The 13,689-nt window shown below is 59.6% G+C and carries 14 protein-coding genes; all 14 read right to left on the minus strand.

Features of this window, described 5'->3' with window-relative positions; genetic code table 11:
* Positions 1 to 19: 19 nt before the first annotated feature.
* The gene (locus tag VGG64_03210; GenBank protein HEY1598581.1) at positions 20 to 2,164 is read right to left on the minus strand and encodes a bi-domain-containing oxidoreductase; all 2,145 of its coding nucleotides are present in this window, start codon (positions 2,162 to 2,164) and stop codon (positions 20 to 22) included.
* An 82-nt stretch (positions 2,165 to 2,246) separates the two neighbouring features.
* Positions 2,247 to 3,503, minus strand: a complete 1,257-nt coding sequence (wecC, locus tag VGG64_03215; protein ID HEY1598582.1) for a UDP-N-acetyl-D-mannosamine dehydrogenase — start codon at positions 3,501 to 3,503, stop codon at positions 2,247 to 2,249.
* Positions 3,500 to 4,630 carry a UDP-N-acetylglucosamine 2-epimerase (non-hydrolyzing) gene (wecB, locus tag VGG64_03220; protein ID HEY1598583.1) on the minus strand — a complete coding sequence of 377 codons (1,131 nt, stop codon included), beginning with the start codon at positions 4,628 to 4,630 and terminating at the stop codon, positions 3,500 to 3,502. The genes wecC and wecB overlap by 4 nt, the downstream gene beginning before the upstream one ends.
* Before the next feature lies 1 nt (position 4,631).
* Positions 4,632 to 5,264, minus strand: coding sequence for an acetyltransferase (locus VGG64_03225; GenBank protein HEY1598584.1), 633 nt, complete (start codon positions 5,262 to 5,264; stop codon positions 4,632 to 4,634).
* A 9-nt stretch (positions 5,265 to 5,273) separates the two neighbouring features.
* Positions 5,274 to 6,038 (minus strand): SDR family NAD(P)-dependent oxidoreductase, encoded by a 765-nt coding sequence (locus VGG64_03230; protein ID HEY1598585.1) that lies wholly within the window; start codon positions 6,036 to 6,038, stop codon positions 5,274 to 5,276.
* A 116-nt stretch (positions 6,039 to 6,154) separates the two neighbouring features.
* The gene (locus VGG64_03235; protein HEY1598586.1) at positions 6,155 to 6,388 is read right to left on the minus strand and encodes a phosphopantetheine-binding protein; all 234 of its coding nucleotides are present in this window, start codon (positions 6,386 to 6,388) and stop codon (positions 6,155 to 6,157) included.
* 279 nt (positions 6,389 to 6,667) lie between these two features.
* Positions 6,668 to 7,744 (minus strand): ketoacyl-ACP synthase III, encoded by a 1,077-nt coding sequence (locus VGG64_03240; protein ID HEY1598587.1) that lies wholly within the window; start codon positions 7,742 to 7,744, stop codon positions 6,668 to 6,670.
* Between the two features lie 92 nt (positions 7,745 to 7,836).
* Positions 7,837 to 9,210 (minus strand): fatty acid--CoA ligase family protein, encoded by a 1,374-nt coding sequence (locus VGG64_03245; GenBank protein ID HEY1598588.1) that lies wholly within the window; start codon positions 9,208 to 9,210, stop codon positions 7,837 to 7,839.
* The gene (locus VGG64_03250) at positions 9,210 to 9,911 is read right to left on the minus strand and encodes an SDR family oxidoreductase (protein HEY1598589.1); all 702 of its coding nucleotides are present in this window, start codon (positions 9,909 to 9,911) and stop codon (positions 9,210 to 9,212) included. The genes VGG64_03245 and VGG64_03250 overlap by 1 nt, the downstream gene beginning before the upstream one ends.
* Positions 9,904 to 10,212 (minus strand): hypothetical protein, encoded by a 309-nt coding sequence (locus VGG64_03255; GenBank protein ID HEY1598590.1) that lies wholly within the window; start codon positions 10,210 to 10,212, stop codon positions 9,904 to 9,906. The genes VGG64_03250 and VGG64_03255 overlap by 8 nt, the downstream gene beginning before the upstream one ends.
* A gap of 151 nt (positions 10,213 to 10,363) precedes the next feature.
* Positions 10,364 to 11,026, minus strand: coding sequence for an acetyltransferase (locus VGG64_03260; protein HEY1598591.1), 663 nt, complete (start codon positions 11,024 to 11,026; stop codon positions 10,364 to 10,366).
* A 187-nt stretch (positions 11,027 to 11,213) separates the two neighbouring features.
* Positions 11,214 to 11,996, minus strand: a complete 783-nt coding sequence (locus tag VGG64_03265; GenBank protein HEY1598592.1) for a class I SAM-dependent methyltransferase — start codon at positions 11,994 to 11,996, stop codon at positions 11,214 to 11,216.
* Positions 11,997 to 12,002: 6 nt separating this feature from the next.
* Positions 12,003 to 13,052, minus strand: coding sequence for a hypothetical protein (locus VGG64_03270; protein ID HEY1598593.1), 1,050 nt, complete (start codon positions 13,050 to 13,052; stop codon positions 12,003 to 12,005).
* Between the two features lie 324 nt (positions 13,053 to 13,376).
* Positions 13,377 to 13,689 (minus strand): sugar transferase (locus VGG64_03275; protein ID HEY1598594.1); only part of this gene is annotated, 313 nt, incomplete at its 5' end.

Below are 13,689 nucleotides of genomic sequence, written 5' to 3' on the forward strand. Positions count from 1 at the left end.
CCCGGCGGGGCTGCCAATCCTACGTGCCGATGTTTACACGGGTGTGCTCGGCCGCGGCCTCTTCGGCGGCAAAAGAGGCTTCCGTAACGTTCCACAATTCGACAGGCTCGATGAGCGGTGAGCCCCCTTGAGCCACGCGCTCGACGAATGCCGCGACTTCGGCCTGGTGACCCTTGTCCTGCTGAAACAGGTTGAGCCGCTTGAATCCTGGCCAGCCGAATCCACGCAGTTGACGAAAGTTATTCAGTTCCAACGAGCGGCCCTGGCAAAAGACCGTGATCATTTCCTTGGGATACGAACGGTGACCATTGGCCAGATAATGGATATTCGCTAGCGAGCCGTCGGCCAGCGACAGGGAGATCGTCATATGGTCGCTCGTCGTGTTCGATACCTGCGGCACGCCCAATGTGACCGCTTGCACTGTCGTGATCGGCGAGCCGACCAGGTAGCTTGCCAAATCGATCCAATGGCAGCCTTCGCCAATGATGCGACCCCCTGTGATTACCGGGTCCTGGATCCAATGATTGTGCGGTATGGCGCCGGCGTTGATGAGCATGTTCATGACCGCCGGTTGCGACCGGGTGGCCAGCAGATCGTGAACCTTTACCGCTTGTGGCGCGAAGCGACGATTGAATCCCACGGTCAATTGCAGGCCGCGGCTGGCGGCGTATGCTTCTTGCACTCGATGCAAATCGCCCCGCGTGAGGGCCAGCGGCTTTTCGACAAACACGTGCTTGCCGGCTGCCAGCGCATCGATCACCATCTGGGCGTGCAAATTGGGGCGCACCGTGATGAACACGGCGTTAATATTTTTGTCGTCCAGAATGGTGCGGTAATCAGTGGTGCTCGATTCGCATTTGTATTTGCGCGCGGCATGGGCCGCGGTCACGCCGCCGGCACTAGCGATACAAACCAGTCGCGCTCCGGTCTTGGCCAATGCTGGCAGCAATGTACGCTTGGTGATGGCTCCGGCGCCGATGACGCCCACCCTCACCTGACCGGCGCCACTCGTCACCTGGGGCACCGTGGTGGTGCGAACAATGCGGCTCGTCAACGGCTCGACCGCCGGATACTCGAGCACAACGCCCAATTGTGCCCGATCGCTGGACAGCAACTCATAGGCCTTGGCCGCCTCGGCATGAGGAATGCGCTTTGTTATCAAACGGTCGACGTCGAGACGGCCATTGGCCATCATCGCCAGAACGGACTCGATATTGCGCTGCTCGGTCCATCGGACGAATGCGTAAGGATAGTCAACTCCTTGTTCTTCGTATTGCGTATCGTAGCGCCCCGGCCCGTACGAACAGGAGACTTGGAAGGAGAGCTCTTTGTCGTAGAACTCGGCCCGATTTAGCTCCATGTTGACGACACCGACGAGTACGATCCGACCACGTTTGCGCGACATGCGCGCGGCCTGACTGAGGATATCGTCGTCGCGGGCAGAGGCGGTCACCAGCACGGCATCGACACCGTGTCCCCCGGTTTGTGCTATCGCCGCCGCAATGGGATCGCCTGCCACATCGATCGGAATGGCGCCGCAAGCGCGTGCCAGCTCTCGACGACGAGGGTCAGGATCGATTCCCAATACGCGGGCGCCCGATTGCACGAGCAATTGCGCTGCCAATAGTCCGATCAGACCCAATCCGAAGACGGCCACGGTTTCGCCCATTTCGGGTCGAAGCAGCCGAATACCTTGCATGCCGATCGATCCTAACACCGCGAAGCTGGCTTGCTCGTCACTGACTCCGTCGGGGATTTTCGCGCACAAGTTCACCGGACGGCAAACCATCTCGGCATGGCTGCCGTTGCTCGCGACGCGATCGCCGGCCGCGAAATGGGTGACGCCCGGGCCAACTTCGACGACGATGCCGGCATTGGAGTAGCCCAGCGGCATTGGCTCGTCCAGCCTGGTAAAGACGGTCTCCATCGTGGTCATGAGCCCCTCTGTCCGGACCTTGTCCCAGACCTGCTTTACACGCTCGGGACTCTGAATCGCCTTGGAAATCAGACTGGATTGACCAAACTCCACGAGTGCACGTTCGGTGCCCGCCGAGATAAGGCTGGCGCGCGTTTGGATTAACAACTGCCCGCGGCCAGCCGTGGGGCAGGGGACGTCCAGCAGTTCCAGAACGCCAGAGCCAAAGTTTTGCACGACTTGTTTCACGAGGATCTCAGTCCCATTTGAAGGGGGCGATGCTTGATGTCGATGCTGTGTTCGTTTTCCGTACGGTAGGGCGCCAGAGCCGTTAGCGCCATACACCGCGCGTATCGATGACGACCTTTTCTTGCAAGACTTTGCGTGAAATGTCGCGGAACTGCCGATGATCGGTCAGCAGCACGAGCAATTGACTTTGTTGTAGGACATCGGTAAGGGGGTGCAACGGAAACTCAGTAAAACGCTTCGACGAGACGTAGGGGTCGCAGGCCATGACCTCGCCCAGGTTCAGCTTGCGCAGGTCGCGCACGATCTCAAGCGAAGGGCTTTCGCGCAGGTCGTCCACGTCCGCCTTGTAGGTCAGGCCCAGGCAGCCGATCTTGGGGGCGTGAAACTGCCGGGCCAATTTCGCCACGTGCTCGACGACGTGATGCGGCTTGGCGTCATTGACTTCTCGGGCCGTACGAATCAGCGGGGTGTATTGCGGAGCTGCGTGAACCAGGAACCAAGGATCGACACTAATGCAGTGCCCACCGACACCCGGGCCGGGCGACAGGATGTTCACGCGTGGATGCCGATTGGCCAGTGAAATCAGCTCCCAGGGGTCAATCTCGAGATGGTCGGCCAGGATCGACAACTCATTGGCGAAGGCAATGTTTACGTCGCGGTAGGAATTCTCGACTAGCTTCGTGACTTCAGCCGTTTTGGCGCTAGTGGCGTATACGTCACCATTGACGAAGGTCTCGTAGAACTCCTTCGCGCGTCGCGAGCAGGCTGGCGTGATGCCACCGACAACGCGGTCGTTCTGTACGGCTTCGAGTAGGATCCGACCGGGAAGGACACGCTCTGGACAATGCGCCACGTACACATCACGCCCAGGGGCCAACCCATCCGGCACTGCGTAGCGCAATACGATATCGTCGGTCGTCAGCGGGGGACTTGTGGATTCCAGAATGATCAGATTGCCGGCCCGCACGTGGGAGCGAATGGCGCGCGATGCTTGTTCTACGAATGACAGATCGGGCGAGTGGTCGGGGTTGATGGGCGTGGGGACGCAAATGATGAAGATGTCAGCGGGCTGGGGCTCGAGCCCGGCCTTCAACTGACCGCTGTTCACAGCCGAGCGCACGAGGATATCCAGGTCCGGTTCTTCGATGTGAATCTGGCCCCGGTTGATTGTCTCGACAACCTCAGGTCGCACATCGACGCCGAAGACGTGGTATCCCTTATTGGCCAAAATGCTTGCCGTGGGGAGGCCGATGTAGCCCAGTCCCATTACGCAAACTTTTGTTTCTGCCGGCACAAACGTGCGGGGGCCACGGGATTCGCGGCTCTGATCGGAACTCATTTTTGCCAGCCTTGCTTCAACATGATGTCCACAATGCGGCCGGCCGCCTGGCCGTCGCCATAAGGGTTCTGATCGAGCTGCCTCCGTGCATACTCCTGAGGGTCGGTTAACAGCCGGGTCAGCGACGCCACGATCCGTTCGACGCTGGTGCCGACCAGCTCGACGGCGCCGGCATCCAGGGCTTCAGGCCGCTCGGTCGTCTCGCGCATTACCAGGATCGGTTTACGAAGCGACGGCGCCTCTTCCTGCACGCCGCCGGAATCGGTGAGGATTACGGTCGAGCGATCCATCAACCACACAAATTCCGGGTAGGGTGCCGGTTCGGTCAAGTGTACGTTAGCCTTATCCCCCAGCAGGTCGCGGACCGGCTGCTGCACATTGGGGTTCAAATGTACCGGATAAACAAACTGCACATCCGGAAATCGGTCTGCCAGCGCGCCGATGGCCTGACATATATCTTGAAATCCCTGGCCAAAGTTCTCGCGTCGATGCCCCGTGATCAGCACCATGCGATGGTTGCCCAGCGCGGCATACTTGTCACGCCAGCGTGCGCCTCCGGCCCGTTCCCGCTCGACGGCCCACAGCAGGGCATCGATCACCGTGTTGCCCGTGACAAAGATGCTCGTCGCGGGCACCTGCTCGGCCCGAAGGTTTTCGGCCGATCGCTCTGTGGGCGCGCAATGTACCGTCGTGACAATGCTAGCCACGCGGCGGTTCATTTCCTCGGGCCAGGGGGCCTGCAGGTTACCCGTCCGCAAGCCGGCCTCGACATGCACGAACGGCAGGCGACGATAAAAGGCTGCTAGCGCCGCGACCATGACCGTTGTGGTATCGCCCTGAGCGACAACACAATCGGGCTGGAATTGCGCGAGCGCTCCATCAAGACCCTGAAAGCACCGCGCCGTCAATTCGGCGAGCGTTTGATTGGGCTGCATGAGTGCCAGATCAAGATCTGCCGTCAGCCCAAAGTAATCGGTCACCTGGGCTAGCATTTCGCGATGCTGCCCCGTGAGGCAGACGATTGGCTCGATTTGCTCCTTGCGGCGCAAGCATTCATGCACTACCGGAGCCATTTTGATGGCCTCGGGACGCGTGCCAAAGATCAAGAGGGGGCGAAGTCGGCGCACGCTAAACCCTATGTGCCGGCACGCCAAGAACCGTTTCCCCGGCGGCAACGTGCCGCAGCACAACGCTGCCAGCGCCGATGCGGGCGAAGGCGCCGACGTGCCCTCGCGGCAATACAACCGCGTGCGAGCCCATGAAAACCGCCTCTTCGATGACGACGGCCCCGGTGATGTCGGTGTGACTGTTGAGCGTCGAGAACGAACCGACGCGTGAGTCGTGTCCTACGGTTACCTTCAGATTCAGATGGACATGGTCGCCGATTGTGACATTGGTCGTCAAAGCGGCATGAGGACAGAGAATTGAACCGACGCCGATTTTGCAGTGGGAGCCGATGATGGCCATGGGGTGAATTATGGTGGCAAACTGTGCGCGGCCCTTGAGCTTGTCGACGATCTGCATCTTCACGCGTGGCTCGCAGATCGCGACAAACACCCGATCCTGCGATTCGAAACGGTGCGAGTCGACGTTTCCTACGACGCGCAGGTCGCTGGGGAAGTCCCCCAGGGCGTCGGGCCGGTCATCGAGAAAGCCAACCAGGTCAAAATCGCCAGCGGATTGACAGAAATCCCTGGCCCAGGCGGCGACTTCGCGCCCGAAACCTCCGGCTCCGGCGATATAGAGGCGTTTCTTTTCCATAGCAGTACTTTAGTGGGCCGAATAGCCTCCGTCGACCGTCAGGCAACTTCCGGTAATCCAACGGGACGCATCGGACAGCAGGAAGACGATAGCGCCGGCCACATCGGCCGGCTGCCCCAAACCCAGCGGATGCATTTGTTCGATGGCTTGTACCTGGTCGGCGGCCATTGTAGCGCGATAATCGCTGGCCATCTTAGTCTCGACCATGCCGGGCAGCACGGCATTCACGCGAATGCGTGCGGTGGCCAGTTCCAACGCCGCGGTTCGCGCGAGTCCTGTCAGCGCGGCTTTCGACGCGCAATAGGCCGCCAGTCCGGCGGCCCCTAGCATGCTCACGACCGAACCGATCAGGACAACCGAACATCCCTGGGGGCTACTCACGCCCCGCCGCGAGGCCGCCTTTAGGAGCAGGGCCGCACTGACCGTGTTCGTACGATACTGACTCAGAAAGTCGTCGGCCTTGGCTACTCGCAGCGGCGTCGAACGCAGCACGCCGGCCGAATGAACTAATCCAGACAGCGGACCGATCTCGGCCGTCAAGTCTTGCAGCATTGGGGGCAGGACATCGGCGTCGTCCAAGTCGGCCACGCGCACCACGTGGCCGTCACCGGCAAGGGAGCCGAGTGTCTGTTGCAGCCGCTGTTCGTCGCGACCTAAGCAGATCAGTGTGGCGCCGAGTTGGGCACACATTTGCGCCGCTGCCCGTCCGATGCCCGAGGAAGCGCCTGTTACCAGCACTCGCTTTCCTTCCAGGCTGAATGGATTGACGATCATGCGAACTGTTTGGTGCGGCCTGGGAAAGTCTGGAAGCGCGGTGGGGCCGAAATGAAAGCCGTCACTCCCTCGCGCTCGATGAGCATGGGACGAGTCATCGTCTGACAACAGGCGGGTTAGGATTGACCATCGACCAGTTGCAGCAGGTCGCTCACGCGCTGGCATTTTCGCAGCGCATCGACATTAATCCGACGGTTGAAATATTCGTCGACTAGGGCAATGACGGACAGTTGTCCCACGGAGTCCCAGCCCTCAAGGTCGGCAAGCACGGTGCTTTCCTGGACCGAGGCTTGATTTTCGTTAAGGGCCTCGGCGAGTCTACGGACGAACTCAGTGTCAGAAGCCGGCATGGTTTCCTCTCAACTGCCCACGGCGCCGGTCTGCTGGCCGGTGACTGCGCATGGTCTTTGCCCGATGAATTAGTCTACAACAGGATATGTTACAACTGGCACTCTGACGATCCGGTCTCTTGTCCCGGCGGTCGCAAGCCGGACTGCGAACAATCCGGATAGTGGAAATCGTAGGCGAGGCCCAGCGGCACGAACTGGGGCTGCTCGTCTTGGGCACTCGGTCGACAATAACCTTTTTGTCGCATTGTGAGCGGAAATCAGCAGTCTCAGAGTCGAGGTTTATGCGGATCTTGATTCGTCGGCAACAATGATCACCGGTGGCAGGCAGACCGGTCCGCATTCCAACACTGCGGCACCCCAGGCAAAACCAGCTCCGAAGCCGGCCAACAACAGCCGCTGCCGCGCCGGCGCAAGCGACTCGCGAAGCTCGGTGGTGATGGCCAGCGGTATCGAGGCCGAACTGGTATTTCCGTAGTCTGTCAATCCAATGGCCACGCGCTCCGGCGGTAGCCGCAGTCGCTTGGTCAGGTGGCCAAGCATGAAGCGGTTGGCCTGATGGAACACAAAGGCATCAATGTCAGTCACGGTCCTTTCCGCCGCGGTAAGGATCGACTGCACGAGGCGGGGCACTTCGCGCAGCACGAAGGTGAAGACCTCACCGCCGTCCATAAACACGTCTTCTGCACTGCGGAAGTTGCCGCCCGATTGTTCGACGCGTTCGCTGGTCTGAGGTGAGTGTGGCTGACGGAATGCGCCGGCGGGTACCACCAAGCAGCCGCGACCGCTGCCGTCCGTGCCGAATTCGAAGTGCATGTTCGCTGCACCCGCCGAGAATTCCAACGCTGTGGCCGTGCCGGCGTCGCCAAACAAGCTCGTTACGGTCCGATCACGCGGCGCAACCAGGCGGCTCATCGTGTCACCGACCAGCACCAGCACGCGGCCACATCCGCCGCGCGCCAACTGACTGCCGATCCACAATCCATACACATAGCCAGCACAACCTTGATTCACGTCGAACGCAGCGCAGCCGCGCGACAGACCTAACCTGTCTTGCAGCACGCAGGCGGTGGCGGGCATGAAGTAATCGGGCGTTTGTGAAACAAAAATCACCGCGTCGATCGATTCCTGTTCCCAGCCAAGATCCTTGAGCAGGCGATCTGCCGCGGCGTAGCACAGGTCAGAAGTACAGGTCGATGCACTCGCCACGTGACGCTTGCGCACCCCAATATTCTGGCTAATGCGCTCGATCTCGGTGGCGCCGAAGATCTGCGCGTCATCTTCCAGCGTACGTACCCGCTCGGGCACAGCGCTGGCGATGCCCGCGATGCGCACTTGTTTGACGGTTCCGCTAGCCATTGCTGCGATCAGCTCTTTCCTGCCTGATCAATCGGCGCCGAGGATATTGAGTGGCCAGCCGACAACGATGCAAACGATGAGGACCACGAATTTCAGGTTGTCTCGTGTGCTACGGGACTTTCGGCCGTGGGGCGCATTTTCTTGAAGCGTGCTCCATGCTGCGGCGAGGCAACAACTCGGACCTTGACCGGAACTTTGAACAATTCCAGCCGGGCGCGGCAGTGCTGCTTCAGCCGCCGGGCGAAAGTTGCCTGGTCTTCGGCTGCGTGCAGCGTGACATTGACGCACACAATCTGGCCGGTTATCGCATTGCGCTCGCCGTAGACTGTAGCGTCGGCCACGCCATTCATCTCTTGAACCACGCTTTCGACTTCCGCAGGGTAGACCTTCTGACCGCCGACGTTGATCATCTCGCTTTTGCGCCCGAGAATGCGCAAATATTCTCCATCGACGAGAACTTCGTCCCCGGTTTTGAACCAGCCGTCAACCGTGAACGGGCTGGCCGCGTTCAAATAGCCGAGCATGCTGGAGCGGGCTTTGATTTCCAGCAGACCATCGACGACGCGGGTTTCAAATCCCTCGCCGCCAATTTTTACCCACAATGAGTCCGAACTCTTCGATTTGGATCGCAAAATGCCGACTTCCGACAGTCCATAGGTCTGGACCAGCCGAATCTCGGGGAACAGCCCGTGAAATCGCTGCAGCGTGCTCTCTGGCATTGGCTCCGTCCCATAGGTGACCGTTCGGAGGGACGACAAGTCGTGCCGTTTGTGGGCCTCGCTCATCAAAACCATGGTCAGGAATGTCGGCGAGGTAGGCAGCAGCTCGACGCGATGTCGCTCGACGGCGCGTAGCACTCCGTCCGGCGTGCGAACTTCGACCGTTATCAGGCAGCCACCGTTGGCAAGCGTGTAGAGCATCGTATTGATGCCGCCGATATGGTCGTAGAGGAGAAAGGAGATTGTCCGCAACCGATGACGCGGAACACGAAACTTCTCAAGTATGTTGACCATATCGTGGACGGCGGCCTTGCTCTTGCCGGTTGACCCGGACGAGAACAATACCAGCCCCGGATGCCCCTTATCGCGTAAGCGGGCTAGAAACTCGTGCGTTGCCTGGTTCTCGCGTCGTGTGATCGCGACCTGGTCACACGAGTCGACCGCGACAATCCATTCCACTTCGGCAATATCCAGTAGTTCGCCCCGTTGTGCCGCCAGGCTGGAAGTAAGCGGTACAAGAACGCAACCACGTTCGACAAGCGACAGAAAAAGTGCTACTGCATTCGGCGAAAAATCAGCCTCGACCGCGACAACCGCACCGGCTGGGAGTGCTTGCTCATCGAGAGTCTTGCGCCAAAAGTCGATGCGTTCGATAAGCCAGCCATAGCTGTAAGCCTGATCATGCCAGACGAGGGCGTCTGTATCGTGCCGGGCGGCAAAGGCATCGAGCAGGAACTGGATCGGCATTACACGCCCCCGAGAAACACAGTTTGCCCGGTCACAAAATCGCTTTCCGGACGCAGAAAGAAATCGATGACATTGATCACGTCCCGGATTTCACCGTAGCGGTGGATCGCCTGCCTGGCGATCAGGGCGTCGAGCTTATCCTCCGGCACGCCGGCGATCAGACCGGTGCGGATGGGCGTGGGACCAATTGCGTTCACCGTAATACCGAAGTCGGCCAGCTCACGGGCCAAGGTTTGGGTCAGCGACATCACGGCCGCCTTCGATGCCGCGTAGATTGCCTCCCCTTCTAGCTTGAGCGGAGTGGCCACGGTCGCAAAGTTGACGATCCGCCCGAACCGGCGGCGCTGCATCAGCTTGGCGGCCTCGCGGCAAAATAGGAATGTCCCCGCGACGTTGGTGCGCAACACGTCATGTACGCTCGTCATGGGGGTCGTCAACAAATGGTTCATGCTGGCGATGCCCGCATTGTTGATCAGCCCGTCCAACCGCCCAAATTGCTTGCGGATTTCGCTAAACATCGGCTTGACGGTCGCCTCGTCGGCGATGTCTAAGCAAAAGTGGCGGTAGTTACCTGCGGGCGCCGGCACGTCGCTGCGGCTACAACCCACGACCTGGTAGTCTTCGGCCGCGAAGTGCGCGGCCAATTGCCGCCCAATGCCTTGGCTCGTACCGGTAATCAGTAGAACCGGAAGGTCAGGCATGGACGCCGTTTTTCAATAGATCGTTGATGTAATCGCGCAGAGTCTGGACCGTGCGAAAGGGACTACGGCTGTAGGACATGGCCTTCTCGTCGGCCAGCGTCAGGGAAACTCCGAATTCATCTTCGATGCGCTGTTCGAGCGCTACGACCAGATTAACCAAACCGAACGAATCGAGACTGCCCGATTCTCCCAAGAGCACGGCGTCCTCGCGTTTGGGCACCCGCGCCCCTTCGGGCAGGAGTTCATTCACCTCGTCGATCGCATCCCAGATAAGAGCGGTAATTCGATCTTGATTCTGCATCGAGCGCCTAAGTCAAATCTTGCGGTTGTTATTCGAGCGGAGCCCGCTAGCATCGTCGTAGCGGAGTCCGCGAGCGGACGAGTGGTGGTAGGACGAACACGGTTGCCACATTTGCACTGCCATGTGGCAACCAAGTACGAGTCCATGCGCGCTAGCCGTAGTCGACCGTCGTCGAAGCATTTTTTTCGTGCAGAGTGCGAATGACGCGCGCTGGACACCCGACGGCCACAACGTTATCGGGCAAGTCTAACGTCACCGCGGCCCCCGCTCCGACAATGCTCCAAGCACCGATCTGCACGTTAGGCAGCACGACAGCGCCAACCCCCAGGAATGCTCCTGTCGAGATATGAACGCCGTTGGCCAGATCCACGCCCGGCGCCAGGTGCACGTACTTATCGATGTGGCAGTCGTGCGACACCGTGGCATTGGCGTTCACGATTGCGTGTGCCCCAATGTTTGCGTCCGCTTGGATTACTACGCCGGCGAAGACCACCGCCCCGGCGGCCACCTTGACCGTCGGGTCTACGACCGCGGTCTTATGGATCAAAGTGGCCCACTCCAAGGGAAGACGTTCCACCAGCGTCTTGCGGATTGTAGCGTCGGCGATACCGACGATCACGGGCATGCGCGGTGCATCAAGAATGCGATTTATGGGACCAAAGATCGGCACACCGAGCATGCCCTTCCCCCATTTTTCGGGGTCGTCATCGTAAACGGCCCTGACGTCGTAGCCAGTCACTTTCGCTGCGCCAACTACGGCCTTAGCGTGTCCACCGGCACCGATGATGAGGAGACTACCCAAGGATTTGGGCACGGGACTCATGAATAACAGGGCTGACGTTATTGATAGATTGATTGTCTAATGGGCGGCGCCGCGTGCCGGCGGCACAAGGAACATGAGGTGATTCGGAGAAAGCACGCGGCATTACGACGTTGCGATTCATACAGGAGATGGAACGCTGATGTTCATGAAAAGTGTCGCATTTCCCCGGAATGATGCCCTATTTGCGGCAAACTAAATACAAACGCCCGGCAAACGGCGCGCCGTCCAACTCGGCGGCCGTTCCGAGAAGATCCCCTTGTGCGACTTGATGATCCGAGCCGACGGCGACTACCTGAAGCCCCGCAGCGCGAATCAATGCCTCGGCTTCGCGCGCTTCGTACCAATAGGTGTACGGCGCTTTATCCCATAGCGCGGCCCAGTTCACATTGGCGCCATGGCGCATCCAGGGCAAATACTGCACGCTCCGCCGCGAAAATGTCGCAAATCTGAACAGGCGCAACCAGACGATAAATGTCGAATAGAAGAGAGAGTCCTTTCGCGCGCGATTGCTGAGGAAACTTACCACCATCCGTCCTCCGGGCCGTAAGATGCGGGCCGCTTCGCAGACGGCGCGCTTACGACCCTCCTCGGTCGCGATAAAACAAAGGACCTGCTGCAGATACACGAGCTGATCGAAGCTGTTGTCTGGATAGTCGAGTTGCGTGGCATCTTGCACGCGAAAGTCGATCGTCTTGCGCTGGTCCCGCTGTTGGGCGACGGCAACGAACTCGGGCAAGAAGTCGAACCCGTGCAAATCGGTGAAGCCGGCGTTCTGCAGTGCCAGCAGAAGTCGGCCGCCCCCCGAGCCCGCCTCAAGCGTGCGCCCATGCGCGTCGAGGTACTTGCGAAACAAAAACGTCTCGCCTGGTTCGAGCTCCTCGCGAAAGGCCCATTGGTCGAACTCACTTTTGGCGTAGACCTCCTTGTTGTCGATCACCGTCGTCTTTGATCCGGGCGTCATGGCTGTCTACGAACGGTAGATGGGAAAGTACTGCGCATCCAACCCGACGTCCGACTGTGAGCGGCGGCGGTGTTCGAGACCGTCGTAGGCCTCGGGCTGGAAGAGCAGCTGCCACGTGAAATACGCGTGGCGCCGTGGCGAGAAGCCGGCTTTGAATTCGAAGACCGAGTCCTCCTTGGCGCCAAACCCGCCGCCGAGATGAAGCACGGTATTGCCACGCTGCTTGGCCCAGGTTCGTACATAGTCGAACATGAGCTTCGATGGTCGAGAGCCTAGGGCCGAATTGAAGGTCCCACCAAGATGGTACTGCACGATGCCGGTACACTCGGTGAATATGCCGCCGGCCAGCACCTGGCCCTCGGCATTCCTGACAATGCACACCGATATCTTGTCTCCCAGTGCGTCCTGCAATCCGCGGAAGTACTCGGCAGGAAACATGTAGTAACTGGCAGCACCGACGCGGGCCATCGTTTCGTAATAGATGGTGGCGAATATCTGCAGGGACTCGGCATCGTTCTCCATCGAGGCTGTCATGCCGGCGCGCCGTTGCTTGACGATATCGCGGCGATGATTCTCCCGAGTCTGTCGCCACAGGTCCTCGTCGGATGCCTGAAGATCGATGGAAACGGTGCGCCCCCGTTCGATGAGCTCGCCGTTGGATATAAAGGCACTATTGGCGATGTTGAGTAGCGGGTGCATGCGGATAAAGCCGCTCACACAGCCACGTTCGCTCATGACTTTGTGCCAGGCGCTGACGGCGTGCCGTTGGAATGCCTCGGGGCCGGCCTGGATGGGGCCGGGATAACCATAAGGTGACACGATATCAAACAACGTGGCGCCTGCGTCACCGACCCAGCCGATCTTCGACAGCGGCCGCACGATATACGGCAGGAAGAAGAAATGGTCTTGCTCGCGCACGAGCACCGCTTCGGCGTGGCCGCCGTCAAAGGGTGCCATAAGGCGCGAGTAGGAGGGTAAATGATAGAAGTCATGCCGCACAGTGGCGAGAACCTCGTCCCACTCGCCGTCCGACGCCGCCAGAAATTTTAACGTCATTGACGGTTTCTCGTGCGCGCCAATGTGGACCGAAGCTGTGCTGAATGGTTGCATGAAGTGGCGATCTCGGTGCGGCAATTTCCGACCGCGGGCCAGTCCAGCGCAACATGTGCGTTGCCGCCGAACCGCCTGTTGGAACAGAATCCGCGCGATATGATCACATACCCGATCACGGCACGCGACGTCATCGGCGCCCTAGACCACAAAGCAGGCAAGCTTTAGATCCACAGATCCCCGAACAACCCTAACGATACAGTCGACAGAAATCGCTTGCAGTTATTCGTAATACCATCACCAACGACGTGCAACGCGATTATCACCCCATTACGGTCTTTTAATGCTCTGACTTCCGTCAAACTCTGGCGCCGTGGCATGTCCCGCCGCGCTGACCCCGGCCCCTTGAATCGTCTTTATCAAGGTCAACCAAAGAATCTTTAAATCGAGTGCCCAGCTGACATGGTCAACGTACCATACATCGAGCTCGAATTTTCGTTCCCAGGAAATGTCGTTGCGGCCATTGATTTGAGCCCACCCGGTGACGCCCGGCAAGACGTTGTGGCGGCGAAACTGCTCCGGTGAGTAACGGTCGACGTACCGCATCATCAACGGGCGCGGACCAACCAGACTCATGTCGCCG

This window comes from Pirellulales bacterium, assembly GCA_036490175.1.
In the GTDB taxonomy this organism is placed as follows: Bacteria; Planctomycetota; Planctomycetia; order Pirellulales; family JACPPG01; genus JACPPG01.

Excerpts from the sequence above, each read along its gene's own strand:
- wecC (HEY1598582.1), bottom strand. The coding sequence starts at position 3,503 with ATGAGTTCCGATCAGAGCCGCGAATCCCGTGGCCCCCGCACGTTTGTG.
- VGG64_03225 (HEY1598584.1), bottom strand. The coding sequence starts at position 5,264 with ATGGAAAAGAAACGCCTCTATATCGCCGGAGCCGGAGGTTTCGGGCGC.
- VGG64_03230 (HEY1598585.1), bottom strand. The coding sequence starts at position 6,038 with ATGATCGTCAATCCATTCAGCCTGGAAGGAAAGCGAGTGCTGGTAACA.
- VGG64_03235 (HEY1598586.1), bottom strand. The coding sequence starts at position 6,388 with ATGCCGGCTTCTGACACTGAGTTCGTCCGTAGACTCGCCGAGGCCCTT.
- VGG64_03240 (HEY1598587.1), bottom strand. The coding sequence starts at position 7,744 with ATGGCTAGCGGAACCGTCAAACAAGTGCGCATCGCGGGCATCGCCAGC.
- VGG64_03245 (HEY1598588.1), bottom strand. The coding sequence starts at position 9,210 with ATGCCGATCCAGTTCCTGCTCGATGCCTTTGCCGCCCGGCACGATACA.
- VGG64_03250 (HEY1598589.1), bottom strand. The coding sequence starts at position 9,911 with ATGCCTGACCTTCCGGTTCTACTGATTACCGGTACGAGCCAAGGCATT.
- VGG64_03255 (HEY1598590.1), bottom strand. The coding sequence starts at position 10,212 with ATGCAGAATCAAGATCGAATTACCGCTCTTATCTGGGATGCGATCGAC.
- VGG64_03265 (HEY1598592.1), bottom strand. The coding sequence starts at position 11,996 with ATGACGCCCGGATCAAAGACGACGGTGATCGACAACAAGGAGGTCTAC.
- VGG64_03270 (HEY1598593.1), bottom strand. The coding sequence starts at position 13,052 with ATGACGTTAAAATTTCTGGCGGCGTCGGACGGCGAGTGGGACGAGGTT.